This is a genomic window from Kocuria marina (assembly GCF_000786655.1).
Classification (GTDB): Bacteria; Actinomycetota; Actinomycetes; order Actinomycetales; family Micrococcaceae; genus Kocuria; species Kocuria marina_A.
This window is the reverse complement of record NZ_JROM01000041.1, coordinates 100,786-126,968: the sequence shown is the minus strand read 5'-3', so window position 1 is coordinate 126,968 and position 26,183 is coordinate 100,786. Positions and strand designations below refer to the sequence as shown.

The 26,183-nt window shown below is 69.0% G+C and carries 26 protein-coding genes; 22 read left to right on the top strand and 4 right to left on the bottom strand.

Annotated elements, in window-relative coordinates:
- The first annotated feature begins 35 nt into the window (after positions 1–35).
- The 3 genes from prfA to AS25_RS13855 all read left to right on the top strand — a co-directional run bounded on the left by prfA (position 36) and on the right by AS25_RS13855 (position 3,351).
- Positions 36–1,142 carry a peptide chain release factor 1 gene (prfA, locus tag AS25_RS09660; RefSeq protein WP_035964674.1) on the top strand — a complete coding sequence of 369 codons (1,107 nt, stop codon included), beginning with the start codon at positions 36–38 and terminating at the stop codon, positions 1,140–1,142.
- 6 nt (positions 1,143–1,148) lie between these two features.
- Positions 1,149–2,015, top strand: a complete 867-nt coding sequence (prmC, locus tag AS25_RS09655) for a peptide chain release factor N(5)-glutamine methyltransferase (RefSeq protein WP_035964673.1) — start codon at positions 1,149–1,151, stop codon at positions 2,013–2,015.
- 121 nt (positions 2,016–2,136) lie between these two features.
- Positions 2,137–3,351 (top strand): L-threonylcarbamoyladenylate synthase, encoded by a 1,215-nt coding sequence (locus AS25_RS13855; RefSeq protein ID WP_052160869.1) that lies wholly within the window; start codon positions 2,137–2,139, stop codon positions 3,349–3,351.
- 154 nt (positions 3,352–3,505) lie between these two features.
- Here the strand turns inward: AS25_RS13855 and AS25_RS09645 are convergent, their stop codons facing one another.
- The gene (locus tag AS25_RS09645; protein ID WP_035964672.1) at positions 3,506–4,474 is read right to left on the bottom strand and encodes an NAD-dependent epimerase/dehydratase family protein; all 969 of its coding nucleotides are present in this window, start codon (positions 4,472–4,474) and stop codon (positions 3,506–3,508) included.
- A 244-nt stretch (positions 4,475–4,718) separates the two neighbouring features.
- Here AS25_RS09645 and AS25_RS09640 point away from each other — a divergent pair, with 244 nt between their 5' ends.
- The 15 genes from AS25_RS09640 to murA all read left to right on the top strand — a co-directional run bounded on the left by AS25_RS09640 (position 4,719) and on the right by murA (position 19,092).
- Positions 4,719–5,651, top strand: a complete 933-nt coding sequence (locus tag AS25_RS09640; protein WP_052160868.1) for a glycosyltransferase family protein — start codon at positions 4,719–4,721, stop codon at positions 5,649–5,651.
- The gene (locus AS25_RS09635; protein WP_035964668.1) at positions 5,638–6,495 is read left to right on the top strand and encodes a glycosyltransferase; all 858 of its coding nucleotides are present in this window, start codon (positions 5,638–5,640) and stop codon (positions 6,493–6,495) included. The genes AS25_RS09640 and AS25_RS09635 overlap by 14 nt, the downstream gene beginning before the upstream one ends.
- Before the next feature lie 26 nt (positions 6,496–6,521).
- Positions 6,522–8,480, top strand: coding sequence for a polysaccharide biosynthesis protein (locus AS25_RS09630; RefSeq protein WP_084118128.1), 1,959 nt, complete (start codon positions 6,522–6,524; stop codon positions 8,478–8,480).
- Positions 8,477–9,607, top strand: a complete 1,131-nt coding sequence (locus AS25_RS09625) for an MraY family glycosyltransferase (RefSeq protein ID WP_084118127.1) — start codon at positions 8,477–8,479, stop codon at positions 9,605–9,607. The genes AS25_RS09630 and AS25_RS09625 overlap by 4 nt, the downstream gene beginning before the upstream one ends.
- Entirely contained in the window at positions 9,604–10,197 is a 594-nt protein-coding gene (locus AS25_RS09620) for a hypothetical protein (protein WP_035964667.1), read from the top strand. Before AS25_RS09625 ends, AS25_RS09620 begins: the two co-directional genes overlap by 4 nt.
- On the top strand, positions 10,194–10,574 hold the full coding sequence (locus tag AS25_RS13850; RefSeq protein ID WP_052160867.1) for a hypothetical protein: 381 nt from the start codon (positions 10,194–10,196) through the stop codon (positions 10,572–10,574). The genes AS25_RS09620 and AS25_RS13850 overlap by 4 nt, the downstream gene beginning before the upstream one ends.
- Positions 10,575–10,604: 30 nt before the next feature.
- Positions 10,605–11,396 (top strand): F0F1 ATP synthase subunit A, encoded by a 792-nt coding sequence (atpB, locus tag AS25_RS09610; RefSeq protein WP_035964665.1) that lies wholly within the window; start codon positions 10,605–10,607, stop codon positions 11,394–11,396.
- A gap of 113 nt (positions 11,397–11,509) precedes the next feature.
- A complete protein-coding gene (atpE, locus tag AS25_RS09605; RefSeq protein ID WP_035964663.1) occupies positions 11,510–11,710 on the top strand; it encodes an ATP synthase F0 subunit C in 201 nt (66 codons plus the stop codon).
- Between the two features lie 49 nt (positions 11,711–11,759).
- Positions 11,760–12,311 (top strand): F0F1 ATP synthase subunit B, encoded by a 552-nt coding sequence (locus AS25_RS09600; protein WP_035964661.1) that lies wholly within the window; start codon positions 11,760–11,762, stop codon positions 12,309–12,311.
- 38 nt (positions 12,312–12,349) lie between these two features.
- Entirely contained in the window at positions 12,350–13,123 is a 774-nt protein-coding gene (locus AS25_RS09595; protein WP_253270541.1) for a F0F1 ATP synthase subunit delta, read from the top strand.
- 169 nt (positions 13,124–13,292) lie between these two features.
- Positions 13,293–14,918 (top strand): F0F1 ATP synthase subunit alpha, encoded by a 1,626-nt coding sequence (gene atpA, locus AS25_RS09590; RefSeq protein ID WP_035964658.1) that lies wholly within the window; start codon positions 13,293–13,295, stop codon positions 14,916–14,918.
- 57 nt (positions 14,919–14,975) lie between these two features.
- The gene (locus tag AS25_RS09585) at positions 14,976–15,887 is read left to right on the top strand and encodes a F0F1 ATP synthase subunit gamma (RefSeq protein WP_035964657.1); all 912 of its coding nucleotides are present in this window, start codon (positions 14,976–14,978) and stop codon (positions 15,885–15,887) included.
- Positions 15,888–15,929: 42 nt separating this feature from the next.
- Positions 15,930–17,396, top strand: a complete 1,467-nt coding sequence (atpD, locus tag AS25_RS09580) for a F0F1 ATP synthase subunit beta (protein ID WP_035964656.1) — start codon at positions 15,930–15,932, stop codon at positions 17,394–17,396.
- A gap of 2 nt (positions 17,397–17,398) precedes the next feature.
- The gene (locus AS25_RS09575) at positions 17,399–17,677 is read left to right on the top strand and encodes a F0F1 ATP synthase subunit epsilon (RefSeq protein WP_035964655.1); all 279 of its coding nucleotides are present in this window, start codon (positions 17,399–17,401) and stop codon (positions 17,675–17,677) included.
- Positions 17,678–17,808: 131 nt separating this feature from the next.
- Positions 17,809–19,092: a UDP-N-acetylglucosamine 1-carboxyvinyltransferase gene (gene murA, locus AS25_RS09570; protein WP_035964654.1), complete on the top strand. Its 1,284-nt coding sequence runs from the start codon at positions 17,809–17,811 to the stop codon at positions 19,090–19,092.
- Between the two features lie 74 nt (positions 19,093–19,166).
- On the opposite strand, the gene AS25_RS09565 is transcribed toward murA, so the two are convergent.
- The 3 genes from AS25_RS09565 to AS25_RS09555 form a co-directional block, all read right to left on the bottom strand.
- Positions 19,167–19,370: a cold-shock protein gene (locus AS25_RS09565; RefSeq protein ID WP_035964651.1), complete on the bottom strand. Its 204-nt coding sequence runs from the start codon at positions 19,368–19,370 to the stop codon at positions 19,167–19,169.
- A 292-nt stretch (positions 19,371–19,662) separates the two neighbouring features.
- Positions 19,663–20,358: an endonuclease NucS gene (gene nucS / locus AS25_RS09560; protein WP_035964649.1), complete on the bottom strand. Its 696-nt coding sequence runs from the start codon at positions 20,356–20,358 to the stop codon at positions 19,663–19,665.
- Positions 20,359–20,451: 93 nt separating this feature from the next.
- A complete protein-coding gene (locus AS25_RS09555) occupies positions 20,452–21,633 on the bottom strand; it encodes an AI-2E family transporter (protein WP_035964756.1) in 1,182 nt (393 codons plus the stop codon).
- Positions 21,634–21,783: 150 nt separating this feature from the next.
- On the opposite strand from AS25_RS09555, the gene AS25_RS09550 reads away from it, so the two are divergent.
- The 4 genes from AS25_RS09550 to AS25_RS09535 all read left to right on the top strand — a co-directional run bounded on the left by AS25_RS09550 (position 21,784) and on the right by AS25_RS09535 (position 26,080).
- A complete protein-coding gene (locus AS25_RS09550; RefSeq protein WP_035964648.1) occupies positions 21,784–22,743 on the top strand; it encodes a tetratricopeptide repeat protein in 960 nt (319 codons plus the stop codon).
- 197 nt (positions 22,744–22,940) lie between these two features.
- Positions 22,941–23,978 (top strand): ABC transporter ATP-binding protein, encoded by a 1,038-nt coding sequence (locus tag AS25_RS09545; protein ID WP_035964647.1) that lies wholly within the window; start codon positions 22,941–22,943, stop codon positions 23,976–23,978.
- Positions 23,960–25,705: a hypothetical protein gene (locus tag AS25_RS09540; RefSeq protein ID WP_253270540.1), complete on the top strand. Its 1,746-nt coding sequence runs from the start codon at positions 23,960–23,962 to the stop codon at positions 25,703–25,705. The genes AS25_RS09545 and AS25_RS09540 overlap by 19 nt, the downstream gene beginning before the upstream one ends.
- A gap of 33 nt (positions 25,706–25,738) precedes the next feature.
- The gene (locus tag AS25_RS09535) at positions 25,739–26,080 is read left to right on the top strand and encodes a DUF3039 domain-containing protein (protein ID WP_084118136.1); all 342 of its coding nucleotides are present in this window, start codon (positions 25,739–25,741) and stop codon (positions 26,078–26,080) included.
- Positions 26,081–26,183 lie beyond the last annotated feature (103 nt).

Below are 26,183 nucleotides of genomic sequence, written 5' to 3'. Positions count from 1 at the left end.
CCGCGTTCCACCCGTCGATCCCAGGAGAGCACCGCATGTCCGACCCCGTTCAGCCGCTGCTGGATGAGCACGCCGAGCTCCAGCGCGCCCTGGCGGATCCCGCCGTCCACGCGGACGCGGGCAAGGCCAGGAAACTGGGTCGGCGCTACTCCGAACTCAACGGCATCGTCGAGGCGCATCGCCGGGTGGAACGCCTCTCCGAGGACTTGGACGCCGCGCGCGAGCTCGGGAGCATGGATCCCGAACTCGCCGCGGAGGTCAAGCCCCTCGAGGACGAGCTCGTCGTGGCGCGCGAGGAACTGCGCCGCAAGCTCATCCCCCGGGACCCGGACGACGGCCGCAACGTGATCCTCGAGGTCAAGGCGGGCGAGGGCGGGGACGAATCCGCCCTGTTCGCCGGGGACCTGCTGCGCATGTACATGCGCTTCGCCGAACAGTCCGGTCTCAAGACCGAGATCCTCTCGTCCACCCCCACCGAACTGGGTGGGTACAAGGACGTCCAGCTCGCGGTCAAGGGGTCCTCCTCCGATCCGGCCGAGGGCGCGTGGGCCCGGTTCAAGTACGAGGGCGGGGTGCACCGCGTGCAGCGGGTGCCCGTGACCGAGTCCCAGGGGCGCGTGCACACGTCCGCCGCGGGGGTGCTGGTATTCCCCGAGGTGGACGAGCCGGACGAGATCGACATCAACCAGAACGACCTGAAGATCGACGTCTACCGGTCCTCGGGTCCGGGTGGGCAGTCCGTGAACACCACGGACTCCGCGGTACGGATCACGCACGTCCCCACGGGCATCGTGGTGTCCATGCAGAACGAGAAATCCCAGCTGCAGAACCGTGAGGCGGCCATGCGCGTGTTGCGCGCCCGGTTGCTCGCGCACCAGCAGGAACAGATCGACGCCGAGAACGCCGCGGCCCGTAAGTCGCAGGTGCGCACCGTAGACCGTTCGGAACGCATCCGCACCTACAACTTCCCCGAGAACCGCATCGCGGACCACCGCACGGGGTACAAGGCCTACAACCTGGACCACGTCCTGGACGGCGCGCTAGAACCCGTGATCGCCTCCGCCGTGGAACTGGACGAGAAGCACCGGTTGGAACAACTGGGTCAGGACTCCGCACAGCACGGGTCCACGGGCGGGAAGTAATTCTCCGTGGCCGCGACTCTCGCCCAGGCGATCGCGTGGGGCCGGTCCCGGCTTCTCCGCGCGGGCGTGGCCTCCCCGGACGCCGACGCCGTGTTGCTCGCCGCCCACACGCTGGGCCTGGGCCGCGGTGACACCGAGGCGCGGGCCATCCTGGGCGCGCCGGAACCGGACGGGTACCGCGACCTCGTGGAACGCCGCGCGCGGCGTGAGCCCCTGCAACACATCACGGGCACGGCCCCGTTCCGCCAGCTCGAGCTCGCGGTGGGTCCCGGGGTCTTCGTCCCCCGCCCGGAGACCGAACTGCTCGTCCAATTGACCTTGGACCTTGTGCGGGTATGGCGCGAGGCCGGCGAGACCCACCCGGGGGTCATCGACCTCGGGACGGGCAGCGGCGCGATCGCCCTGGCCGTCGCGAGCGAGGATCCCGCGAGTCGGGTCACCGCCGTGGAACGCGAACCGGCCGCGCTGGAATGGACCCGGCGCAATCTGGCGGGCTCCCGCGTGCGCTTGCTCGAGGCCGACTACCGCGACGTCACGGTCGAGTCGGCGGGGCGGTTCTGCGTGGTCGTGACCAACCCGCCCTACGTCCCGGACGGTGAGATTCCGGAGGATCCCGAGGTGCGCGACTACGATCCGCCCACGGCGCTGTACGGCGGGGACGAGACCGGGATGACGTTCCCGTGTGCCGCGATGGACACCGCCGTGCGGATCCTGCGTCCGGGCGGTTCGTTCGTCATGGAACACGCCGAGTCCCAGGTCGCGGCCGTCGCCCGCGCTCTCTGGGACCGGGGGTTCCGGGACATCCGTATGCACCACGACCTGACCGACCGCCCGCGGGCCACGACCGCCACGCTGCCGGGGCCGGGGGGCTGAGACACCGGCGCACCCCAGCGCCGTCGTTCAGGGAAACGCGTCGAGAGACGCACCAGGGACGGGACGGCCGGGTGCGCGGAGCACGGGAAGAACACGAAACACGTCAGCAGAGGAGTTGCTCGTGAGTGAGATCCGATCCTGCGGGACCCCGCAGGAACTCGAAGCGGCCGTGACCGAGGCCGCGGGCGTCGTCGCGGACGGCGAATGCCTCGTGTTGCCCACGGACACCGTCTACGGCATCGGTTGCGATGCGTTCTCGGCGCCCGGTGTCCAGGGACTGCTGGGCGCCAAGGGTCGCACGCGCGAGATGCCCCCGCCCGTGCTGATCGCGCGCCCCGAGGTGATCGACGGTCTCGCGGACCAGGTCTCCGACGACGCCCGCGCGCTCGCGCAGGCGTTCTGGCCCGGCGCCCTCACGATCATCTGCTGGGCACAGCCCACCCTGGGCTGGGACCTGGGGGAGACCCACGGGACGGTGGCGCTGCGCGTTCCCGACGACGCCGTGACCCGCGCGGTCCTCGAGCGCGTGGGACCCATGGCCGTGTCCTCCGCGAACCGCACGGGAATGCCCGCCGCGCGCACCGCCGAGCAGGCCCGCGAGATGCTGCAGGACCGCGTGGCGCTCTACCTCGACGACGGTCCGCGGCCCGCGGATGAGGTCCCCGCCGACGCCCGGGACGTGGCCTCGACCATCGTGGACTGCACGGGGGAGACGCCCGTGGTGCTGCGCCACGGCGCGATCACGCTGGCGCGGCTGCACGAGGTCGTCCCGAACGTGGACGGCGGCGCCGAACCGGCAGCTCCGGCGTCCGGTGAGAGCCCCGAGGCGACCGCTGCCGCCGGTGCCGGTGCGGTGCCTGCGGACGGCGACGCCGCGGCGTCGTCCCAGGGCTCGCCCGCGGGCGACGCGGTGTCGGCCAATGGAGCGGGACCGGTGAGTGAGACCGTGCCCGCAAGCGGGACGGCGCCAGGGAGCGGGGCCTCTCCCGAGACCGGCGGACCCGTGACGGAGGACGCCACGGTTGTGGCCCGCGAACGGGACCTGACAACTGACCGTGATACCGCGGCGTCGACACAGTCCGCGCACCAGAACCCCGAAGCGAATGAACCGGAACCTTTCGGGGCCGACGCGACCCCCGCGGACGGCTCGACCCCCGCGGACGAGGACCTCGTGACCGACCTGGTCCGCAGTTCCCCCGCGGAGGCCCGTCCGTTCGTGGACCAGGGCAGGGAACGCACACCGGACACCGAGCCGCGCTGGGACGGGACCGGGGCGCTCAGCATGGCGGAGGCACAGCGGCTCATCGCCGGGGAAACCGAGAACCACGGGGCCTGAACGACAGACGCCTCGACGAGACGATCCCCGCACCACCCCATGACGGGTACGGTGCGGGGATCGTTCTGTCAGCGCGGGAGTGCTCTTGACCGGGCGCGGCCGCGCCGCGAAGAACGCGACGCGCGGCCACGCTGCGAAGAACGCAACGCGCGGCTCAGCGACCCAGCGCGAGGTGCGCCTGGCGCAGCACCTCCTGCACGTGGGGCTCGGGGAGCACACCGTTCTCGTGGGCCCACCCGGGGACCTGGCGCTGACCGAACCACGTGACCTCCAGGCGGCGGATAAGCCCGCCGTAGCGATAGCCCGCGGCGGCCGAGGCGGTGCGCGCGGTCGCGATCACGGCCCGGCACACCCAGGACGGCAGCTGCAGGGGGTGGCGGCGTCCGGCGTCGCGCAGCACGGAACCGGTCGTGGCGCCCTCCCACGGCTGCAGGATCACGGGCGGCAGGACCTCGGGGAACTCGCCCACGGCCACCGTGAACTGCGCGAGGGCGGTCACGGAGGTCACGGGGGTGGGGGCGGAGCCGTCCCCGGCGACCGAGCTCAGGGTCGAGGACGCGAACCGCGCGAGCATGCGCGTGGTGCGCCGCCCGCTGCCCATCACGGACGTCGCGCGGATGACGCTCATCTGCGGAGCGCCGGATTCCTCGCGCCACTGCGAGCGCAACCGGTAGAGCGCGGACTCGCCCAGGGCCTTGGAGAAGGAGTAGGGGGAGAACGGTGCGGTGCGGATGGACTCGTCCAGCACGGGGGCGTCCGCCTGTACGGACGCGGAACTCATGTGGATCACCCGGCGCACGCCCGTGCGGTGGGCGGCGAGCGCCACGAGAACGGGGAGCAGCGCGTTGGCCCCGGTGAGGGACTGCTGATGTGTCTGATCGGGGGCGGCCAGACCGGCGGCGTTGACCACCACGTCCGCGCCGGCGAAGGAATCGGCCAGGTAGTCGATCACGGACTCGAGGCGGTGCGCGTGCTCGATGAGGTGGTGCACCGTGGTCGCGGGCGAGGCCAGTCGGGGGGTGGCCACCGGGGTGACCGGGATGTTCCGGGTCTGCAGGGCAGTGGTGATGGCGGAACCGATGAACCCCGTGGCCCCGAGAACGCGCCAGCTGTGAGCCGTCACTGTTGTGTCTCCTCCCGTGATGGTGTCTTCATCGTACGGTAGCGCCCCGGACCCACTCCTGGTGGTCAGCCCGTGGTCGTCAGCGCGGCACATCACCCGTTCGGGTGACGTCGAGGTGGCGTCAAGGTACGCGTTGATAGACTCCGGGAGTTCACCGGCGTGCCGGGCGCCCGCGCGAGCGGTTGCGCGTGCGCCGCGGTCGAGCACATCTTCCCTGCACATCACGAGTCGTCCCGGGGGCGCCATGACCGAATCCACCGCGCGGGCGAGCGACCGTCCGGACGCGAACGTGAGCGTCGCGTGCGTCACGCAGGACCGCCCCGAGGACGTCACGGCGCTGATCGACGCGCTGCGCGTCCAGACCGACCCGATCGCGAGTCTGTGTCTCGTGGACGCCGGGCGTACCGCCCTGGACGAGGCCGCGCTGGGGGAGCGGATCGGGGGAGCCTTCACGCTGCACTACCGCCGCTCCGAGGCCAATCTGGGCGGGGCGGGCGGATTCGCGCTCGCCATCCTCACGGCGCTCGCGAGCGGCGCGGACCAGGTGTGGCTCATGGACGACGACGCCCATCCCGAGGACCCCGAATGCCTGCACACCCTGCGCGAAGCAGCGCGCGAGCGGGGGCTCGCCGTGGTGTCACCGCTCATCGTGGCACCCCAGGACCATGATGCCCTCGCGTTCCCGTTCCGGCTGGATGGTGGGATCACCCATCGCCGCGCGGACCTGGAACCGCTGGGGTTCATCGACTCCTACGCCAATTTCTTCAACGGTGCGCTCATGGACGAGTCCGTGTTCTTCCGGGTGGGGTTGCCGGACCTGAAACTGTTCCTGCGCGGGGACGAGGTCGACTTCCTCGTGCGCCTGCGCAAGAGCGGGCTGCCGTTCGGCACGGTCACGACCACGGCCGTGTCCCACCCGCCGGGCTGGGCCGAGGAACACGTGGTGATCCCCGGCAAGCTGCAGGTGTTGATCCCTCCGGGGGAGTTCAAGCAGCGCCACTTCTTCCGTAACCGCGGGTACGTCTCATGGCGCTACAAGCGCGTGGTGCAACTGGTCGCGGACGCGATCGGCTACCCCGCCCACTATGCACGCCACCGTGATCTGCCCGGACTGGTGCGGTGGGCGCGGCTCTACGGCAACGGCATGCGCGGACGTGGTTTCGGTGGCCCTCGCTGACCCGCTGACCCCCGCGCAACTGCCGGCCCGGTTCTCGGTGTTGATCCCTGTGTACGCCGCGGACACCGCCGAGCGGATCCGGCGCGCGGTGGAGTCCAATTCCGTGGAGCAGACCCGCCCGCCCGCGGAGGTGCTGCTCGTCCAGGACGGTCCGGTGCCGGCGTCGGTCACGGCGGAGCTCGAGCGGCTCGCGAAGGAATCCCCGATCCCCGTCCGGTTGCTGCGGATCCCGGAGAACGGTGGCCTCGCCCAGGCACTGACCGTCACGTTGCCGCGGTGCGCGTACGACGTCGTCGCGCGCGCGGACGCGGACGATGTCTCCTACCCCCGCCGGTTCGAGAGGCAACTGCCCCTGATCGAGGACGGCGCGGACCTCGTGGGCGCGTCCATGCACGAGATCGGCGACGACGAGACCCGGCCCGTCGCGCTGCGTACCGCCCCCGTGGGGGCCGCGCGGATCGCCGCGGTGAGCCGATACCGCAACCCCATCTCCCACCCCACGGTCGTGCTGCGCCGCAGTGCGGCGCTCGCCGTGGGCGGTTACGAGGACGTCCCCATGGCCGAGGACTACTGGTTGTGGGCGCGCATGCTCCACGCCGGCGCGGACGTGCGCAACGTGGCGGAACCGCTCGTGGGCTACCGCGTCTCCGCGGGCTCCTACGAACGCCGCGGCGGGTACCGCGTGCTGCGGGCCGAACTGACGTTGCAGCACCGGTTGCGCACCCTGGGTCACGTGGGGTTCCTACAATGGGCCGTGAACGTCATGGTGCGCGGCGGCTACCGATTCGTCCCCCTGAGGGTGCGGGAAACGGCGTACCGGCTCATGGTGGGTCACCGCGACTGACCCGCACCCGAAAGGACTACGACTGCATGGTCACCCCCGCAAGCCCCACCCCCCGAGCGGACAAACCGGTCGCGTGGCTGTGGATCCAGATGATCCTGGATTCCGTCGCGTGGATCGTGGCGCTGTGGGTCGCGGTGTTCCTCCGGTTCGAGATGAACGTGGAGCTCATCTCCGTGGGTGGCGTGATCATCACGTGCGTGGTGGCGGTCGTGCTGCAACTGCTCGTGGGCTTCTCGTTCGCCCTCTACAAGGGCCGGTACTCGTTCGGCAGTTTCGAGGAGGCCAAGCTGCTCGTGGTCGTGACCGTGATCGTCACGGCACTGCTCGAGGCCGTCCTGCTGGTCTTCGGTGTGGCCCTGTGGATCCCGCGCTCATTGGGGTTCATCGCGTTCCCGTTCGCCTGCCTGTTGATGGCCGCGTTCCGCTACCTCAAGCGCATGTACCAGGAGTCCACGGCCAAGCCAGGTGAGCAGGCGCAGAACGTGGTGATCTTCGGCGCGGGCGCGCTGGGCACGTTCCTGGTCCACCGCATGATGCAGGACCCGGCGTCCGGTTTCCTGCCCATGGCCCTGCTCGACGACGACCCCGCCAAGAAGCACCTGCGCATCTCCTCGGTCCCGGTCATGGGCACGCTGCACGACGCCGCGTCCGTCCTGGAGCACACGCGCGCCGGCGTGCTGATCGTGGCCGTCGCGGACGTGGACCCCCGCACCATGCAACGCGTCTCGGAAGCCGTGGAGGGCACCGGGACCCGCGTGATGACCGTCCCGCCGCTGACCGAGATGCTCACCGGCGCAAACCAGAGCGTGGACCTGCGTGACATCTCCATGGAGGACCTCATCGGACGGCGGCCCGTGGACATCCACGTGGAGGCCATCGCGGGGTACGTGACCGGCAAACGCGTGCTCGTCACGGGCGCGGGTGGGTCGATCGGTTCGGAATTGTGCCGCCAACTCGTGGGTTTCGAACCCGCCGAGCTGATCATGCTGGACCGTGACGAATCCGGGTTGCAGGCCACCCAGATCTCCATCACCGGGCGTGGCCTGCTGGACGGCAACGACACCGTGCTGTGCGACATCCGCGATCCGGACGCCCTGACCCGGGTGTTCCAGGACCGCCGGCCCCAGGTGGTCTTCCACGCCGCGGCCCTGAAACACGTGTCCCTGCTCGAGCAGTACCCGGACGAGGCGTGGAAGACCAACGTCATGGGCTCGCTGCACGTGCTGAGCGCCGCGGCCGCCGTGGACGTGGACGTGTTCGTGAACATCTCCACGGACAAGGCCGCCAATCCCACCACGGCCCTCGGTCACTCCAAGCGTGTTGCGGAGAAACTCACCGCGTGGATGGGGGACCGCACGGGCAAGCGCTACGCGTCCGTGCGCTTCGGCAACGTCTTCGGTTCGCGCGGGTCCATGCTGCCGCTGTTCGCGGAACAGATCCGCCAGGGCGGGCCGATCACCGTGACCCACCCGGATGCCACCCGGTACTTCATGACCATCCCCGAGGCGTGTCAGCTCGTGATCCAGGCCGGTGCGATCGCGCGCGGGGGAGAGGTGCTCATCCTGGACATGGGGGAGCCCGTGCGGATCCTGGACATCGCCCGCCGGTTGCGCTCGATGTCCGGGCGCGAGGACATCAGCATCGAGATCACCGGGCTGCGCCACGGTGAGAAGCTGCACGAGGACCTCATCGGTACGGGTGAGACCGACGAGCGGCCCTTCCACCCCAAGATCTCCCACGCCAAGGCCGAGCGCCTGGATCCCGCGAACCTGGATCGCCACGTGTGGAAGGTGCGCGGCGGGATGATGTTCACGGGATCCATCCCGCAGGTCGTGGTGAGCACCCAGCCCAAGGTCACGGACTTCTCCGTGCCGCGCGCCGCCGAGTGCGCCCCGGCCACGGGATCCCGCGCCGAGGACGCGGACGTCGACGGTGCGGACGGCGACGCCGCCGAGGGACACACGGGCTGGAGGCGCCACGCATGAGCACCGTCCTCGCGCCCACCGCGTTCCTGCCCGCCCACGGCGTCCCCACGGCCCCCGCGGTCGTCACCGGCCCCGCCACTCTCACGGACGGCCAGGCGCTGAACCTGTTGCTGGCCCTCGCCCCGTGGACACTCGCCGCTGCCTTCGTGCTCTCGGTGCTCCTGCCGTTCGCGGTCAAGCCGTTGCTGCGCCGGTGGGGCGTGATCGACATCCCCTCCGACCGGTCCTCGCACTCGCGCCCCGTGCTGCGCGGGATGGGTCTTGCGGTGGCCATCGCCCTGATCCTCACGTACGGGCTGTCCCTGGGGTTCGGTCTGATCCCCGTGGACCGTTCGATCGCCCTGTCCGTGCTCACCATGACCGCGGCCAGCGCGGCCCTGGGCTGGGCCGAGGACTACCGCGGCGTGTCCATCGGTGTCCGGTTGGGCGTACAGGCCCTCGTGGGCGCGCTCGGGACCGCCGCGATGATCGTGGCCCTGGGCATCCCCGCGTGGTGGTGGCCCGTGGGCGTGCTCGCGACCGTGGCCTACGTCAACATCGCCAACTTCATGGACGGCATCAACGGGATCTCCGGGCTGCACGGCGGCGTGGTGGGCGTGTTCTACGCGTGGGCCGGTGCGGCGAACGGGATGCCGTGGATGGTGTGCGCGGGCCTCGCGCTCGCCGGAGCGTTCCTGGGCTTCCTGCCGTGGAACCTGGGGCGCGGCACGGTCTTCCTGGGCGACGTCGGCTCCTACGTCCTGGGCGGTGCCATCGCCGCGATCGCGATCGGCGCGTTCCTCTCGGGCGTCTACGTGGAGTACCTGCTGCCCCCGCTGCTGGTCTACCTCGCGGACACCGCCGTGACGCTCGTGCTGCGGATCCGCCGCGGGGAGGTCTGGTACACACCGCACCGGCAGCACGTCTACCAGCGCCTCACGGACGTGGGCCTGTCCCACGTGCAGTCCGCCGCGGTGGTCACGACCGCCACGGCGTGCGTCAGTCTGATCTCCCTCTACGGTCTGCGGGCCGCGGGCACGGGTTCCGTGCTCGCCGGCGTGGCCGTGGTGCTCGTGATCGTGCTGTACCTCGTGTCCCCGGTGCTGCTCGACCGCGCCCGGAGCTCCGCCCGGAGTCCGCGCCCATGACCCCTGACCGCGCTCCGCGTTCGTCGGCGGAATCCGCCGCGCACGACGCCGCCCGCTCCCGTCCCCCTTCCTACGGCCGGGGTGTGCGGGCCGGGGCAGTCATGTTCCTGATCGTCGGTGTGATTCTGCTTACACTTTCGGCGCTCATGGGCATCCCGTCGGTGCCGCGTTCCGTGCTGCTCGGGGCGGGGATCATCGCGATCAGCTCCGCGGCCACCGCCCTCGTGGCGGCCCAGATGTACCGCGTGGCACCGGCGGCCACGGCTCCCGCGCTCGCCGCGCTGTACCTCCTCAAGGTGCTCGTGCTGGGCTGGTTCCTGATGTTCCTGGGGGCTCCGCCGTGGCTCGCCCCGCGCGCGTTCGCCGTGACCGTCCTGGTGTGTCTCGTGCTCGCCCTGGCCGGTTTCGCCGTGCTGACCCGCGGTGTCACCCGGCAGGACGCGCCCGATCCCGCACCCGACGCGGCGTCGTCGGCCATCGAACGAGCCCACGACGACGCCGCTGCCGCCCCGTCCGTCCCTCCCGCCCGTGACGTACACGACGGCCAGGCGGGGCACGACCGATCCACCCACGAAAGGCGAACGCCATGAGTTCCGCACCGAACGAGCCGGGAGGCCGGCGTCCCAGGGACCTGCGGGGGATGTCCACGCGCATGCGGGACAACGCGCGCAAGGAGACCCTGCACACCGCGGGGGAGCTCGTGGAGCGCGGCGGCCTGGGGGGCGGGATCGCAGTCCTGCTGTACATCGTGGTCGGTGCGGTGTTTTGGAGTTTGGTAGGCTGGTTCCTGGATCACCTACTGGGAACTCGGTGGATTGTGATCGCGGGAGCTGTCTTCGGAGCGGCCGCCGGGGTGTACCTCGGTTACCTTCACATGAGGGACGCCTTGAACCGCAGTACCGCCCCGCAAAAGACCCCGTCGGAGACGAAGAAGTCACCCGACTTGGGCCCCGAGCCCAGAGTGTGACCGGTCTGGATACCGCAGAAAGGACCCGTATTGAACCCCGCCCTGAGGATTCCGGCCGAATTCGTGGCCCCGTCCACGGAAGATGCGTATCTGCCCCCGTTCTTCGAAGTGGGTTCCTTCGCCTTCGGTAAGCACTCGTTGCTGATCCTGTTGTCGGTGGTTCTGATCGCGGCGTTCTTCATGTACGTGGTGCGGCGGCGCGCGCTGGTCCCCACCAAGGGGCAGTACCTGGGTGAGATGGGCTACGGCCTGGTCCGCAACCACCTGGGTCGCGACATAATCGGCGAGAAAGACTTCCGTCCGTTCGTGCCCCTGCTGTTCACCTTCTTCTTCTTCATCCTGGTGAACAACCTCTTCGGGTCCATCCCCGTCCTGCAGCTGCCCACGTTCTCGCACCCCGGCACCGCGTACGTCTTCGCGGCCGTTGCCTACGTCGTGTGGGTCGGAGTGGGTATCAAGCGCCACGGTCTGGGCCACTTCATGGCCAAGATGACCATGCCGCCGAACGTCCCCAAGGTCCTCTACATCATCCTGATCCCGCTCGAGTTCCTCTCGAACATGATCATCCGCCCCGTGACCCACGCACTGCGTGTGTTCGCCACCATGTTCGCCGGCCACATGGCCATCATGGTCGCGGCGGCCTTCATGGCGTACCTCGCCACCGAGGTGGGCGGCGTGCTCGGGATCGGCGGTTCGGTCTTCGGTCTGGTCCTCGGACTGTTCATCTACTTCCTGGAGGTTCTGATCCAGATCCTGCAGGCCTACATCTTCACCCTGCTGTTCGCCGTGTACGTACAGGGCGCACTGCAGGAGGGGCACTAGCCCCACGAAGGAGCGCGACCTCCGGGCCGCTCACGTGACCATCGACCATTCACGGTTTCCCGTAATGGCACCACGGCCCGCTCCAGCGGGCACCCAGAAAGGAAATATCCATAATGGAAGGTTCGCTCAGCGTTATTGGCTACGGTCTCGCTGCCATCGGCGGTGGCATCGGTGTGGGTCTCATCTTCGCGGCTTACATGCAGTCCGTGGCCCGTCAGCCCGAGTCCCAGCGCGTGATCCAGCCCATGCTGTTCATGGGCTTCGCCGTGGTCGAGGCGCTCGCCATTCTGGGCTTCGTCCTGGCACTGCTCTAAGGGCACACCCTTTCGCACACGCCCTATCTAGAGAACAGGAATCGCGCTCATGAACGCAATGGTGTTGGCAGCTGAAGAGGGACAGAGCCCTCTGTTCCCCAACGGCTGGGAAATGCTGATTACCTTTGTGGGGTTCGCAATTCTGCTCTTCATCGCGTACAAGTTCATCGTCCCGGCGTTCGAGAAGGTCTTCAGGGACCGCGCGGACGCCATCGAGGGTGGACTGGCCAAGGCCAAGGCCGCTCAGGCCGAGGCGAAGGCCGCTCGCGACGAGTACAACCAGCAGCTCGAAAGTGCCCGGCTCGAGGCCCAGAAGATCCGTGAGGAAGCTCGCTCCGAGGGTGAGAAGATCCTGGCGGACTTCAAGGATCGCGCCAACCTCGAATCCGCGCGGATCACCGAGAACGCCCACAAGGCCATCGAGGCCGAGCGTGCGGCCGCGGTGGTCTCACTGCGTGACGAGGTCGGCACTTTGGCAACACAGCTCGCGTCCAAGATCGTCGGGGAGTCCTTGAACGACGACGATCGCGCCAACCGCGTGGTCGATCGTTTCCTGGCTGATCTCGAGGCCGAGCAAGGTCGCACGGGAGCTGCACGGTAATGGCAGAAGCATCGAACGAACCCTATCGTCCGCTCTCCGTGGACGTTGACCACTGGGCATCCGCCGCGAGTCCCGAGATCGCACACCAGTTGTTCGAGATCCTGGACATCGTGGACGAGAACGGCGCACTGCGCCGCGCTCTCACGGATCCCTCCCGCCCCGCCGAGGACCGCGCCCGGTTCGTGCACACGCTGCTCGACGGCCGCGCGCACGAGGTGGCCGTGGACGTCGTCGCCGAACTCGCGTCCCAGCGCAGCGCCACCGAGCGCCAGCTGGGTGACGGGATCGAACGCACGGCCGTGTTGCTCGCGGCCGCGTCCGCCGAGAACCGCGGCGGCGTGAACGCGCTCGAGACGCTCGTGGACGAACTGATCCGGTTCAAGTCCGTGCTGGATCACTCCACCGAGGTGCAGAACGCGTTCTCGGACTCGCGCGCGAGCGCGCAGGCCAAGGCCACCCTGGCCCGTCGTCTCATGACGACGAGCTCGGAGGAGGCCTCCCTGCTGATCGAACGCGCGGTGAGCGAACCGCGGGGTGCGCTGCCCGGTCGCCTGCTCGAGCACTTCGCCGAGTGGGTCGCAGACCGTCAGCAGCGCTGGATCGCGCGGGTCACCACGGCTCGTCCCCTCCGGGAGGACCAGACGGAGAAACTGCGCCAGGGTCTGAACCGGCTGTACGGACGGGACCTGAAGCTCACCACGGAGGTGGACCCGTCGTTGGTGGGTGGCCTGCGGGTGCAGGTGGGCGAGGAGGTCATCGACGGATCGGTGACCCACCGGCTGGAACAGTTGCAGCAGCGGATCGCAGCCTGATCCCCGCGCGCAGCGGGGATCGCGGGGAGTCGGTCGATGCCGGCATCTCGTCGCGTTGCCCCCCGACCGCTGAGGCGGCCGCACGGCGATGGGGCAACGCATCGCGACAAGTACAACCGTGGTCATGGCTCGAGCGATGATCACAAGACGTAGAGAGCAGGGACAGCAGATGGCCGATGTGACCATCAATGCCGATGAGGTCCGTAGTGCGCTGAACGAGTTCGCGGCGTCCTACGATCCCGGCAATGTGGAACGAGTAGAAGTCGGACGCGTGTCGTCCGCCGCGGACGGTATCGCGCACGTGGAGGGCCTGCCCTCCGTCATGGCGAACGAGTTGCTCAAGTTCGAGAACGGGGTGCTGGGCCTGGCCCTGAACCTCGACACCCGCGACATCGGCGTCGTGGTGCTCGGTGACTTCCAGGGCATCGAGGAAGGCCAGGAGGTGCACCGCACCGGCGAGGTGTTGTCGGTGCCCGTGGGCGAGGGCTACCTCGGCCGCGTCGTGGATCCCCTGGGCGAGCCCCTGGACGATCTCGGACCCATCGCCACCGAGGGTCGCCGCGAACTGGAGCTGCAGGCTCCGGGCGTGACCATGCGTAAGTCGGTGCACGAGCCGCTGCAGACCGGCATCAAGGCCATCGACGCCATGATCCCGATCGGGCGTGGCCAGCGTCAGCTGATCATCGGTGACCGCCAGACCGGTAAGACCGCGATCGCGGTGGACGCCATCCTGAACCAGCGCTCCAACTGGGAGTCCGGTGACGTGGACAAGCAGGTGCGCTGCATCTACGTGGCCATCGGTCAGAAGGCCTCCACGATCGCCGCGGTGCGCCAGACCCTCGAGGACAACGGCGCCCTGGAGTACACCACGATCGTGGCCGCTCCCGCGTCCGAGTCCGCCGGTCTGAAGTACCTGGCGCCCTACTCGGGTTCCGCGATCGGTCAGCACTGGATGTACGGCGGCAAGCACGTTCTCATCGTGTTCGACGACCTCTCCAAGCAGGCCGAGGCCTACCGTGCGGTGTCGCTGCTGCTGCGCCGCCCGCCGGGACGTGAAGCGTACCCGGGTGACGTCTTCTACCTGCACTCCCGCCTGCTCGAGCGTTGCGCCAAGCTCTCCGACGAGCTGGGCGCGGGCTCCATGACCGGTCTGCCGATCATCGAGACCAAGGCGAACGACGTCTCGGCGTTCATCCCGACCAACGTCATCTCCATCACCGACGGCCAAATCTTCCTGCAGTCGGACCTGTTCAACGCCAACCAGCGTCCCGCCGTGGACGTGGGCATCTCGGTGTCCCGCGTGGGCGGTGCCGCGCAGGTCAAGGCCATGAAGAAGGTCTCCGGCACGCTGAAGCTGGACCTCGCGTCCTACCGTTCCATGCAGGCGTTCGCCATGTTCGCCTCGGACCTGGACGCCGCGTCCCGTCAGCAGCTGACCCGCGGTGAGCGGCTCATGGAGCTGCTCAAGCAGCCCCAGTACACGCCGTACCCCGTCGCGGACCAGGTCGTGTCCATCTGGGCCGGTACCACGGGCCAGCTCGACGACGTCGACGTCGCCAACGTCTCGGACTTCGAGCGCGCGCTGCTGGACCAGGTCCGGCGCACGACCAACGTGATGGACTCGATCAACTCCACGGGCAAGCTCGAGGACGACGCGGTCGAGGCGCTCAAGACGGCCGTGGCCGAGGTCAAGCGGGACTTCCACGGTTCCAAGCACGGGATCGAGGCCGGGGTCGAGGAGCCCGAGTCCCTGGGCGCGACCGCTGTGAACCAGGAAACGATCGTCAAGAAGTAACCGTTCTCGTGGTGCGCCGGGATCCGGCGCACCACGGCGGTGCCGAAAGGAAATTCCATGGGAGCGCAGATTCGGGTCTACCGACAGAAGATCGCGTCCACGTCGTCGATGAAGAAGATCTTCAAGGCGATGGAGATGATCGCGACCTCGCGCATCAACAAGTCCCGTCAGAGTCTCGAAGCCGCGTACCCGTACGCCAATGCGCTGACCCGCGCGGTCTCCCAGATCGCCACGCAGCACAACATCTCCCACCCCCTGACCACCGTCCCCGACGAGGTGCGGCGTTCGGCCGTCCTGGTGTTCACGTCGGACCGCGGGCTCGCGGGGTCCTACTCCTCCAACGTGCTCAAGCGCACGGAGGAGTTGCTCGAGCTGTTGCGTTCGCAGGGCAAGGAAGCACGCGTGTACCTCGTGGGCCGCAAGGCCAAGGCGTACTTCGACTTCCGGCACCGTGACTACGACGAATTCTGGACGGGCAACACGGACAACGCCACCACCGAGCGCGCCGAGGAACTCACGGACCAGTTGATGCACGACATCAACGCCCCGTACGAGGACGGTGGCGTGGACGAGGTGCTCCTCGTGTACACGCAGTTCAACTCCATGGTGAACCAGGAGCCGCGGGTGTTGCGCCTGCTGCCCCTGGAGGTCGTGGACGCGAACGATCTCGGGGACGAGGTCTCCGAGCGTTACGAGGCCCTCGAGGAGACGCAGAGCAACTTCGAGTTCGAGCCGAACGCGGAGGAGCTCTTCAACCAGATCCTGCCCCGGTACGTGAAGGCGCGGATCTACTCCGCCCTGTGCCACGCGGCGTCGAGCGAGCTCGCGTCCCGCCAGCGCGCCATGAAGGCCGCCGGGGACAACGCGACCGAGCTCATCAAGAAGTACACGCGCTTGATGAACAACGCCCGCCAGGCGGAGATCACCACCGAGTTGACCGAAATCGTCAGTGGCGCCGAGGCACTATAGCCCGCGCTGCCCGCCCTTGCCAGCCGAAACGAAGTGAGAGAAATGACTGCCACAATCAACGACCAGGCCACCCAGCCGGTCTCGGAAGGTGCCACCGGCCGCATCGCCCGGGTGATCGGGCCCGTGGTCGACGTCGAGTTCCCCGAGAACCAGGTCCCCGACCTCTACAACGCGCTGACCGCGGACTACGAGTTCAACGGCCAGCCCCGCCGGATCACCTTCGAGACGGCACAGCACCTGGGCACCAACGTGGTGCGCGCGATCTCCCTGCAACAGACCGACGGTCTGGTGCGCGGGACCCCCGTGCAGGACACGGGCGCCCCCATCTCCGTGCCCGTGGGTGACGTGGTCAAGGGCCACATCTTCAACGTGCTCGGCGACGCGCTGGACCTGCCCACCTCCGAGCTGGACATCCAGGAGCGCTGGCCCATCCACCGCAAGGCGCCGTCCTTCGCGGAGCTCGAGGGCAGCACCGAGATGATGGAAACGGGCATCAAGTCCATCGACCTGCTGACCCCCTACATCAAGGGCGGTAAGATCGGCCTCTTCGGCGGCGCGGGCGTGGGCAAGACCGTGCTGATCCAGGAGATGATCACACGTGTGGCCCGCAACTTCGGCGGTACTTCCGTGTTCGCCGGCGTGGGTGAGCGCACCCGTGAGGGTAACGATCTGTGGGTCGAGATGGAGGAGGCGGGCGTTCTCAAGGACACCGCCCTCGTGTTCGGCCAGATGGACGAGCCGCCCGGAACGCGTCTGCGCGTGGCCCTGACCGGTCTGACCATGGCGGAGTACTTCCGCGACGTGCAGAACCAGGACGTGCTGTTGTTCATCGACAACATCTTCCGGTTCACGCAGGCCGGTTCCGAGGTCTCCACGCTGCTGGGCCGCATCCCCTCCGCCGTGGGTTACCAGCCCACCCTCGCGGACGAGATGGGTGTGCTCCAGGAGCGCATCACCTCGACCCGTGGTCACTCCATCACGTCCATGCAGGCCATCTACGTGCCCGCTGACGACTACACCGACCCGGCTCCCGCGACCACGTTCGCGCACCTGGACGCGACCACCGAGCTCTCGCGTGAGATCGCCTCGCGTGGTCTGTACCCCGCGATCGACCCGCTGTCCTCGACCTCCCGCATCCTGGATCCGCAGTACGTGGGCCAGACCCACTACGACGTGGCCACCCGCGTCAAGGGGATCCTGCAGGAGAACAAGGAACTGCAGGACATCATCGCGATCCTCGGTGTCGAAGAGCTCTCCGAGGAGCAGAAGGTCGTGGTCTCCCGCGCCCGCCGGATCGAGCAGTTCCTGTCCCAGAACACCTACACCGCCAAGCAGTTCACCGGCGTGGAGGGCTCCACGGTTCCCCTCGAGGAGACCGTCGAGGCCTTCGGCAAGATCTGCGACGGCGAGCTGGACAACGTCCCCGAGCAGGCGTTCTACAACGTCGGCGGCCTGGACGACGTCATGCGGCGCTGGGACGAGATCAAGGCCGAGACGGGCGAGAAGTAATCATGGCCGAACTCATCGTGGAAATCGTCGCCCTGGATCGCAAGATCTGGACGGGTACCGCGCGCCTCGTGCGGGTGCGCACCACCGAGGGCGACATCGGCATCATGCCGGGTCACGAGTCCATGGCGGGGCTGCTCAAGCCGGGGGAGTTCGCCATCGACCGTGTGGACGGCGACCGACTCGTGGGCAGCATCGACTCCGGTTTCATCTCCGTGGACAACAACCGTGTCACGGTGGTCGCGGACGAGGTCTCCCTGGATTCGGCGGCGCGTTCCGCCTGAGCGGTATCGCGTGACCGGTCGACGTCGACCCTCGTGCCTTCGGGTGCGGGGGTCGACGTCGTTCGCGTACCGTGGCGCACCGGCCCAGGTGTCGCGGCCGACAGTTCCGTACTCGTGACCGAGGAGGATGCATGGAAGAGAAGATCGAAGTACACGGGCCCACGAAGGTCTCCGGTGAGCTGCCCGTGTACGGTGCCAAGAACAGTGTGCTCAAGCTCATGGCCGCGGCACTGCTCGCCACGGGCCGTTCCACGATCACCAACGTCCCCGAGATCCAGGACGTCACGATCATGGCGGAGCTGTTGCGCCGGCTGGGGTGCGAGGTCTCGTACGAGCCCGCGGCGCACACCGTCACCATCGACGTCCCGGAGGAGCTCGGTCACCAGGCCGACTACGACCTCGTGCGGGCCATGCGGGCGTCCATCTCCGTGCTGGGCCCGCTCATGGCGCGCTGCCGCCAGGCCGAGGTCGCCCTGCCGGGCGGGGACGCGATCGGAACCCGGGGCCTGGACATGCATCGCGCGGGACTCGAGGCCATGGGTGCCCGGCTGACCATCGAACGCGGGTTCCTGCGAGCCAGCGCGCCGGACGGTCTGACGGGTGCGACCTATCGACTGGGCTACCCGTCGGTGGGGGCCACCGAGAACCTGATGACGGCGGCCACGACCGCCCGGGGCGTCACGGTGCTGGACAACGTGGCCCGCGAACCGGAGATCGTGGACATCGGCCGCATGCTGCAGGCCATGGGTGCGCGGATCGAGGGGCTCGGTTCCACCACGATCACGGTCGAGGGGGTTCCGCGGCTGCACCCGGTGACACACCGCACGGTCCCGGACCGCATCGTGGCCGGGACGTGGGCCTTCGCCGCCGCGGTCACGGGCGGCCGCGTGGAGATCACGGGAGCGGAACCGGAGCACTTGGACGTGGTGCTGGCCAAGCTGCGCTGCGCGGGTTGCGAGATCGACACCGACGATGGGCGGTTCGTGGTGCGCGGTCCCGAGCGGCCCAAGGCCATCAACGTCTCGACCTTGCCCTACCCGGGGTTCCCCACGGACCTGCAACCGTTCGTGGTGGCGCTCAACGCCGTGGCCGAGGGCAGCGGGATCATCACGGAGAACGTGTTCGAGGCCCGATGGGGCTTCACCGCGGAACTCGAGCGGCTCGGTGCGCGCGTGCGCCTGGACGGACATCACGCCCGGGTGGACGGTGTCCCGTCCCAGGAGCTCTCGGGCGCTCCCGTGGAAGCCATGGACATCCGCGCCGGCGCGGCACTCGTGATTGCGGGAATGGCGGCCCACGGGGTCACCGAGGTCTCCGGGGTGGGGCACATCGACCGCGGCTACGAGCACTTCGTGGACCATCTGGCCGGCGCGGGAGCCAAGGTGCAGCGCCGCATGGCCCGCAGCTGGAACTGACCGCCCCCGCCGGCCACGGGCATGAGAAAACCCCCGCCACCTCGGAAGGTGACGGGGGTTTCGTCCGGGGACTGTCAGATGACGGTCACGCCGGTGGCCTGCGGGCCCTTCTGGCCCTGACCGATCTCGAACTCGACGCGCTGGTTCTCTTCGAGGGTGCGGAAGCCGCCCGACTGGATTTCGCTGTAGTGCACGAAGACGTCGCCATCAGCGTCGTCCGGCGTGATGAAGCCGAAGCCCTTCTCTGCGTTGAACCACTTAACGGTGCCCTGAGTCATAATGGGGCATCTCCTTCTGGAGTATGTAGTGCGTGCACACGATTGTGCACCTGAACCGGTACCGCGAGAAGGCTGTGGATGCGGCTCACGAGATGTTGTGCCACAGCGCCAGTCAGAACTTCACGCTCGCTACCATTCCTGCGAGCATGTCAAACATGATGCGAGAACACCTCAAGCATCACACACTGCCGCCCCGGGGTCAATCGTCATCAGGCGGCTTACTACGAGGTCCGAGAATATGACCGGTTTCCTCCCACGCTATCCGCAGACGGGTTCCGGCATAAGGGGCTGATCAGAAGAGGCGGGACTGGGTGTCCACGTTGCCGCGCATCTCGTCGTAGTCCAGGGTCAGGCACTCGATGCCGCGGTCGCGCGCGAGGACACGGGCCTGCGGTTTGATCTGCTGGGCGGCGTAGACGCCTCGCACGGGGCTCAACAGGGGATCGCGGTTGAGCAGTTCGAGGTAGCGGGTCAGCTGTTCCACCCCGTCGATGTCACCGCGGCGCTTGAGTTCCACGGCCACCGTGGCCCCGCCGGCGTCCCGCGCGAGGATGTCCACGGGGCCGATGCTCGTTGGGTATTCGCGACGCACCAGGGAGAAACCGTCCCCGAGCAGGGTGATCTGTTCCGCGAGCAGTCGCTGCAGATCGGCCTCCACGCCGTCCTTGACCAGGCCGGGGTCCGTGCCGAGCTCGTGGGTGAGCTGGGAGTGGACGGTCATGATGTGGATGATCAGCCGGTCGTCGGACTTGCCCGCCTGGACCTCCCACACCTCGCTCACACCGTCCGCGGCGAGCTCGTCGGAGGGCTCGCGCACGTGCATCGTGGCGGGGGGACTCATCCAGTTCAGCGGTTTGTAGGACCCGCCGTCGGAGTGGATCAGCACCGAGCCGTCCGCCTTGAGCATGATGAGCCGGCGAGCCAGGGGCAGGTGCGCGTTCAAGCGCCCTTCGTACCGGACCGAGCAGTCTGCAATCACTAAACGCACCAGGACAGCCTAGCGGTCCGGCCGCCCCCGGCTCACACGCCCGGGTCCACGGGCGACGACGCCGCGCGGCGGGGTACAGCGGCGTCGTCGCCGTCAGCGCGCGTCCTGGCGCGGGACGAAGACCTCGCGCACCAGCAGCAGTCCCGCGGCCGCGGTGGGGATGGCGATGAGCGCACCGAGGATGCCCCACAGCGCACCGCCGGCCGCCACCGCGATCACCGCGACCGCGCCGGGGACGGCCACCGCGCGGGCCATGATCCGGGGTGAGAACACGTAGGCCTCGAGTTGGAGGTACGCGAAGTAGCACAGGGCGTACGGGATCGCGGTGTCCCACCCGCCGAGCGTGGCCATGAGCGTCACGAGGATGCCGGCGAGCACGCCACCCACCAGGGGGATGAACGCGAGCAGCGCGACGAACAGGACCAGCAGTGTGGCGTAGGGGACCCCCGTGACGTTCATGAGGATGAACGCGACGAGCGCGTTGAGCAGTGCCACGCACGCCTGACCCATGACGTAGTTGCCCACGCCGTTGGTCATCTGATCGCCCAGGTGCTTGACCCGGGCGCGCTTGCTCGCGGGGGCCAGGCGGTAGCACCAGGCCTTGATCGTGGGCAGCGAGAAGAGGAAGTACAGGCTCAGCGCCATGACGATGAGCGTCCCGGTCACCGCGTTGATCACCACGCCGCTCACGCTCACGACCGAGCCGAACATCCCGCCCAGCAGGTTCTCGTCCGTGGCGAGGCGTTCCTGGAAGGCCCCGGTGGTGTGTTGCACGGACGCGGCGATCTCGAAGCGGTCGTCCAGGCCGTGGAACAACTCGGAGTTCATGAACTCGGTCACGAGCTCGGGGGCGCGGGCCACGAGTTGCTGGGCCTGCTCGATCATGCGGGGGACCACGACCATGATGAACGCGGTGATCACCAGGGCCAGGGCCAGGATCACCACCCCGGCGGCCAGCGCGCGGGGCAACCCCTTGGTCTCGAGCCGGCGGACCAGGGGATCCAGCCCCAGACAGATGAACGCGGCCGTGACGATCCACCCCACGAGTCCGCCCACGTTGGTCAGCACGTAGTAGCCCAGCAGGGCGATCCCCACGCCCACGGTGAGCAGGAAGCCCGTCTGGATGGGATGCGTCCGGGTGTTCACGGGGTGGTCCCACGGCGCACGCCGCGCGGGCTCGTCACCCGCAGCGGGTTCGGGCGGCACCTCGAAGCGGTGGCGGGTCGGACGGAAACGCGCGGGGGGCCGACCCTGCGCTCCTGGGGATGTGCTCACGCCGGAAGCGTACAACGCCGGGCCGCCAGGACTTCCAGCGTTCCCGGTGCACATAATGGGAGCAAAAGACACCCGTCCGTGTGCCCGGGAGCAGGGCGCACGATCGAGTCCGCGTCCCATGTCGCGGACTCGCCGTCGAAGGAGGTTCCCATGAGCGAATTCCCCCGTTCCACCCCGGGCCAGCAGCCCCCACGGGACGAGCAAGCGGTTCCCGCGTCCGTGCGCGGTGCCGTGGATCTCGGCGCGTCGGGCGGTGCCCGGACGGGCGCGCCGAACGACGACGCCGCGGCGTCGTCCGCGGGCGCCGGTAGCTACCGCGTGGAGCTGACCACCGCGAACTTCCAGCGCTACGCCGAGGCCTCCGCGACGTACCCCGTGGTCGTGGTGCTGCACGCGCCCCAGAGCCCGGAGTCGGAGACGTTCGTGGAGGTGGTCGCGCGGGTCGTGGACGAGTTCCAGGGTCGCCTCATGCTGGGGACCGTGGACGCCGCCGCGGAACCGCAGATCGCGCAGGCGTTCCAGGCGCAGACCGTTCCCACCGTGCTCGCATTGCTCGGTGGGCGCGTGGTGCCGCTCGTGAACTCCACGGTCCCGGAACAGCAATTGCGTGAGCTGCTGACCGAGCTCGTGAGCCTCGCGCAGCAGAACGGTGTCACGGGGACGGCCGAACCGGTCGCGGCGAACGAGCCCAAGCCCCTGCCCCCGCTGCACCAGGAGGCCCTGGACAAACTCGAGGCCGGGGACCTGGCCGGCGCGGAGGCCAGTTACAACAAGGCGCTCGCGGAGAACCCCGGTGACCACGACGCCAAGCTCGCGCTCGCCCAGGTGCACCTCTTGCAGCGCGTGAGCGCGATGGACGCGACCGCCGTGCGGGAAGCCGCGGCCGCTGATCCCACGAACGTGCAGGCCGCTCTGGACGTCGCGGACCTGGACCTGTCCGGTGGGCACGTGGAGGACGCGTTCCGGCGCCTGCTCAACCTCGTGCGCACCACGGCCGGGGACGACAAGGACGCCGCGCGGGCGCGCCTCGTGGACCTCTTCGACGTCGTCGGCGCGGAGGATCCCCGCGTGGTGGCCGCGCGCGCCCAGTTGATGCGGGCGCTCTTCTAGGGCGCGGCGGATTCCCGGGCCGCGGCTGAGGTCGACCGGTTCGGGCGGGTGGGCCGTGCGGCGACGCGCGGCCCCGGGCGTCCCCGGACGGGCGTCGTTCAGAGGATCCGGTGAAGGGTTGGCGGGATCCTCGGGTCGACAGTGCCAAGGTCCGGTGAATCCGCCATGTCACGCGGGTCACTCAGTACGTTGGTGACATGAGTAGCCCAGTGAACGGACCCACGACCCCGCGCCGCGAGCCCGCCCCCGGCGCCGGGGGACCCGTGGCGAACGACCCCTCGACCGAGCAGCAGGGAACACCCCGGCACGCGACGCCCCAGTATGCCGCGCCCGGTGACAGTGCTCCCCACTATGCGACCTCTCACCGCGCCCCGGGTAGTGCACCCCAGCACGCGGCGCCCCATGCCACCGCGCAGCACGCGCCTCGCGACGCCGCGCAGCACTCCGGCACGGGGACGACCGCGCTCGCGGTGCGGGACCTCACCAAGTTCTACGGCCAGTCCGGCCGACCGGCCGCGGATCACGTGAACCTCACGGTACCGCGGGGATCGTTCTACGGCCTCGTGGGGCGCAACGGTGCCGGCAAGACGACCACGCTGTCCATGGCCACGGGGTTGCTGCGTCCCTCGGCGGGTTCGGTGCTCGTGGGCGGCGGCAGCCGCGACGAGCTCTTGGACGTGTGGCGCGATCCCGTGACCGCCAAGCGGCGCATGGGCGTGCTGCCGGACGGCGCCCACCTATTCGACCGGCTCACGGGACGCCAGCTCGTGACCTACTCGGGTCTGCTGCGCGGGATGGACCGCGACCTCGTGGCGCAGCGCACCGAGGACCTCATCGTGGCCATGGACCTGCAGGACGCCGCGGGGCGCCAGGTGCAGGACTACTCCGCGGGCATGACCAAGAAGATCGCCCTGGCCGCGGCCATGATCCACGCTCCGAGCCTGCTCGTGCTGGACGAGCCCTTCGAGTCGGTGGACCCGGTCTCCGCGGCGAACATCCGCTCCCTGCTGCACCAGTACACCAACTCCGGCGGCACCGTGGTGGTCTCGAGCCACGTGATGGACCTCGTGCAGCGCATGTGCGATCACGTGGCCGTGATGGACCAGGGCCGTGTGCTGGCCCAGGGGACCATGGACGAGGTGTGCGCCGGCATGTCCCTCGAGGACCGGTTCGTGTCCTTCGTGGGTGGGCGCACCGAAGCGGGGGAGGGGTTGCAGTGGCTGCGTCCCGAGTGAACGACCCGCACGAATCCCCGGCGTCCCGCCACCTCGACACGGCACCCGGGGACGTGCCGGGGCAGGACGTCGCGCCCGACGCCGCCGTCCCCGCCTCCGTGCGCCCCTCGCACGGCAGTGGCGAACCCGTCACGCGCAACATCGGGCCGTTCGAGGAAGCCCGCCGACTGGCCGGGCTGAAGTGGCGGATCCTGATCAACACCCTCACGCGTAGCACGTGGATCCTGGTGGGCACGATCCTGGGCGGTCTCTACGCCCTGTTCATCGTGGGGATGGCGCTCACCGCGTTGTTCGCCCTCGGGAGTGAGGCCCTCGAGACCGTGATCATCGCGTCGGTCCTGGTGGGCTCGCTGCTGCTCATGGGCTGGTGGCTCGTACCGCTGGTCTCCTCCAAGGCCGATTCCACGCTGGACCCGTCCCGGCTCGCACTGTTCCCCCTGAGCACCACGGGCCTGGTGGCCGGACAGGTCGTGGGCGCCGTCATCGGCATCCCGGGGGTGCTGACCGTGATCGCCCTGCTCGGCTGGCTGTTCTCGTGGCGTGGTTCCACGACGGCGCTCGTCGCGGCGATCCCGTGCGCGATCATCGGCGCCCTGCTCGCCTTCGTGGGCTCGCGCTGCGTCACGGCCCTGGGCGCGAACTTCGCCAAGGGGCGGCGCACGAACGAGATCATCTCCATGGTCGTGCTCGTGCTCGTGGTGCTGTTGGGGCCCCTCATCTCCTTGTTCGCGACCGGCCTGGGCCAGGTGTGGCAGATGCTCCCCACGTGGGCGGGTGTCCTCGCGTGGACGCCCCTCGGTGCGATCTGGGCGGTCCCCGGCGACGTCGCGTCGGGTCACTGGCTCGCGGCCCTCGCCCGGATCGCGATCTCCCTGGTCACATTGGTCGTGCTCGTGGTCGCCACGCGAGCAGGTCTGCGCCGCGCCCTCGGCGACGCCGCCGGTGGCGCCGCCCGCGCCACGTCCCGTGCACAGGAGGGCGTCGGCCTGTTCGACCGGTTCCCCGCGAACCAGTGGGGTGCCGTGGCCGCACGCTGTCTCACCTACTGGCGCAAGGATCCACGTTATTCGGCATCACTGCTCATGATCCCCGCGATCGGGGCGGCCTTCTGGTTCATCGCGGGGGATTCGGGATTCAGCCTGTGGGCATTGCCCCTCTTCGTGTCGCTGTTGATGGCGTACGCGATCTCCGCGGACGTCTCCTACGACAACACCGCGTTCAGCCTCCACGTGCTGGCACCGGTCTCCGGCCGGGCGGACCGGCTGGGTCGCGTGGTCGCGATGCTCATCGTGGCCGTACCGCTGGTGCTGCTCTCGATCGTGCTCTGGCTCGTGGGCGTGCAGCGCTGGGACGCCCTGCCCGCCATGGTGGGCGTGTGCGCGGGCATCCTGCTGGGTGGCGCCGGTGTGGTCTCGGTCGTCTCCGCCCGGTACACGTACCCCACACCGCCCCCGGGTGCGTCCCCCATGAAGACACCCCAGGGGTTCACCATCCTGAACCTGGTGGTCCAGTTCGTCATCATGGGTCTGATGGCGCTGCTCGCGCTGCCGGCCGGCATCCTGTTGATCGTGTACCTCGTCACGGGGGCCGCTCTGTGGGGCTGGTTGGCGCTCGTGGTGGGCATCGTGGAGGGCCTGGTCCTGCTGTGGATCGGTGTGCGCATGGGTGGTAAGTGGTTGGACGCGCGCGGACCCGAACTGCTTCAGGAGGTGGCGGCCTACCGGTGAGCCGGGGCCGGGGCTCGGGGTACAGTGGTGGACATGGAATTCACCGAAGCCCAGGACGTCACGGGTCCTTCCGTGCGCTCCTCCCGGGTGATCAGCAACGGTCTGTTCGGCACCAAACCCGAGACCGTGGGTGGCACCTCCACGATCGAGCGCGAGGACACCCGGCAACTGCAGGAACCCGGTGATCACGAGCGGTTCGCCCACTACGTGCGCAAGGAGAAGATCATGGAGTCGGCCCTGTCCGGCGAACCCGTGATCGCCCTGTGCGGCAAGGTGTGGACCCCTGGTCGGGATCCCCAGAAGTTCCCGGTGTGCCCGGAGTGCAAGGAGATCTACCAGGGTCTGCGTCCCGGCAAGGACGAGCCCGAGAACTGACCACCCTTCCCTTTTCGTGAGGTCCCGCCCCGCGCGGGACCACCGGCGGCGCCCGCGCTCAGCGGGCGCCTTTGCCGTGCGGGGTCGGGAACGGGCGCGAGCG